Source organism: Nostoc cf. edaphicum LEGE 07299 (assembly GCF_015207245.1).
Taxonomy (GTDB): domain Bacteria; phylum Cyanobacteriota; class Cyanobacteriia; order Cyanobacteriales; family Nostocaceae; genus Nostoc; species Nostoc edaphicum_B.
Genome location: NZ_JADEXF010000992.1, coordinates 1 through 2,621 on the forward strand (window position 1 = coordinate 1; position 2,621 = coordinate 2,621).

Annotated in this window: 2 protein-coding genes and 1 pseudogene; all 3 read right to left on the reverse strand. The window is 42.0% G+C overall.

The features are described from left to right. Window positions 1–263: 263 nt before the first annotated feature. On the reverse strand, window positions 264–1,559 hold the full coding sequence (gene purB / locus IQ229_RS23510) for an adenylosuccinate lyase (RefSeq protein ID WP_194047910.1): 1,296 nt from the start codon (window positions 1,557–1,559) through the stop codon (window positions 264–266). A 70-nt stretch (window positions 1,560–1,629) separates the two neighbouring features. Continuing rightward, a complete protein-coding gene (locus IQ229_RS23515) occupies window positions 1,630–2,151 on the reverse strand; it encodes a DUF421 domain-containing protein (protein WP_194047912.1) in 522 nt (173 codons plus the stop codon). Window positions 2,152–2,326: 175 nt separating this feature from the next. Further along, window positions 2,327–2,621 (reverse strand): annotated as a pseudogene (locus tag IQ229_RS23520) (YhjD/YihY/BrkB family envelope integrity protein); the annotation flags it as partial.

The following is a 2,621-nucleotide window of genomic DNA, read 5'->3' on the forward strand; positions in this document are numbered from 1 at the left end:
ATCAAACAGATTGCAATATTAAATGTTGTTGGTATCTTTATACAGCAGAATTCAGATTCAGGAGCGATGCCCTGAGCCTGCCGAAGGATTAGAATGGGCTGTGCTAACAGAAGTAAAACAGGCTTTATACCTGGCTTTGAGACTTAGCTTGCGTACCTCACTAACTTGAAATTCGCTGTATATCTTTTTTGAGCATATCTGCGTATTTTTGGGGTAACAAGTTTGTAGTAAGCGCTTAAGCGCTTACTACAAACAAATTAATCCTAAATACCTAATCGTTGGTAAACTTCTTCTAAATGCCGCAGATGTTGCTGGGGGTCGAAACAAACCTCTAGTTCTGCTGGAGACAACTTTTGGGTAACACGCGGATCTTTGCTAATCAAGTCTTGGAAGTTTCCTTCTGGCTGATTCCAAGCGGCGTGAGCGCTTTCTTGAACGATCGCATAAGCTTCTTCTCGGCTACTTCCTTTGTCTATTAAAGCCAGTAACACTTTCTGGCTGAACACAACGCCGCCGTAACAGTTGAGATTCCGTTTCATGTTCTCAGGATAGACCAACAGGTTTTTGACCAAATCGGTTATTTCTGACAACATAAAGTGGGTCAAAGTACAAGCATCTGGCAAAATTACCCGTTCTACAGAACTGTGAGAAATATCTCGCTCATGCCATAAAGCAACGTTTTCTAAAGCTGCACCAGCATGACTTCTGACGAGTCGTGCCATTCCCGTCAGTCGTTCCGAACGGATGGGGTTGCGCTTGTGTGGCATGGCTGAGGAGCCTTTTTGACCTTTGGCGAAGAATTCTTCAACTTCCAAAACGTCTGTTTTTTGGAGATTACGAATTTCTACAGCAAAGCGATCGATGGTTGCGGCTACCAAAGCTAATTGTTGCACGTAGTCGGCGTGGCGATCGCGGGAAATAACTTGGGTTGAGGCCGTATCGGGTTCGAGTCCGAGTTTTTGACAAGCGATCGCTTCTACACGCGGTTCAATATTGGCGTATGTTCCGACTGCACCAGAAATCTTACCCACAGCGATCGTTTGGCGGAGTATTCTCAAGCGTTCTTGGTGTCGCAACACTTCTGCTAACCAACCAGCTAGTTTAAAACCAAAAGTAATCGGTTCAGCATGAATACCGTGCGATCGGCCAGCCATCACTGTATGACGATGTTCCCGTGCTTTTTGGCGAATTACCTGAATCAAATCTTCCAAACGTTGCAATAATATATCCAAGCTGGCAACTAATTGCAGTGCTAAAGCTGTATCCAAAACATCCGAACTAGTTAAACCCAGGTGAATGTAGCGTCCGGCATCACCAACATATTCATTGACGTTTGTCAAAAAAGCAATGACATCGTGGCGGACTACAGCCTCAATTTCTAGCACCCGCTTTGGATCAAAATCTGCCTTGGCCTTAATTTCCTCAACCGCCTCAGACGGAATGTAACCAAGTTCAGCTTGAGCCTCACAAACAGCAATTTCGACTTGCAGCCAAGTTTTTAGTTTATAGGTTTCACTCCACAGATTAGCCATTTCGGGCAAAGTATAACGCTCAATCACAGTTCGGCACAGAATACAACCGTCATATTTTACAGTCTAATTAATGTACATCGCTTTTTAACGGTACTTTTTACTCAGGAACGGAACCAGTTTTTGAATCCGTTGTGATAATACTAATCCTGCCATCAGCCTCCATATATGCCAACTTCACATCAGCCAAAAATTCCACACCTTGCTGACGTAACTTGCTCATCAACTCATCATCTGTAATTAACTCTCGTTGCAGATGGCGTTCAATCATCCGACCGTTTTTTACCAGTAGTAACGGTGGCGGATTCAAGAAACGTTGAAACTGGGGAAGTTTGTAGCCTAACCAGTTTAGCAAGTAACTCCAAAAAATCACTGTTCCGACCAGAATCGCCCCTTCAGTAATTGATGTGTAATTACTTGCCATAGCATTTTGAGCAGCTTCCGCAAATAGCACAACTACAAGTAAATCAGTAATTCCTAGTGTTCCTAATTGCCGACTAGGAAGTAGGCGTAGTACTGAGAATAGCGCTAAATATACCAGCGATCCGCGGATAATCAATTCAAAGATGCTGATGCTAGGAATAAAAATTGCTTGCCAATTGATAAAAAACCATTTTTCCATTAGCACTAATTTTCTTTCTTTTTCAATACAATTCTGGAAAAACCCAGTATAAAAGATTCAGAATTGCTGAATACTGTACTGACCAACTGTTGCAATAAGAACTAATTAACTGGGCTGGATATTAGATACTTCAATATCTATCAGATTTACAATATAAATCTCCAGTAATCAAGGATTAAAAACGCTGATTTTTTCTTCTCTGCTTTAAGCGTTTGGGCTTTCTAAAATACTGAAAAAAGCGATTAATAAAGCGAGAGGATGGCTTTTTCTGACTCGATGCTTGTTCTCTTGGAGCCTTGCCATTATAGTTTGTATTATCAGATAGATGTACAGCATTTTTAGTTGGAACTATGCCGCTGCCATGCCTTCGGGAATAAACTTGAGTAAATTCTGCACCGAAGAAAAGAATTTGTGCGGCATAATTAACCCAAGCTAAAATTACCACCAGTGAACCAGCAGCACCATATGTC

What these genes read in the sequence shown, in the direction of transcription:
- IQ229_RS23515 (WP_194047912.1), bottom strand. Translation starts at nt 2,151, where the DNA reads ATGGAAAAATGGTTTTTTATCAATTGGCAAGCAATTTTTATTCCTAGC.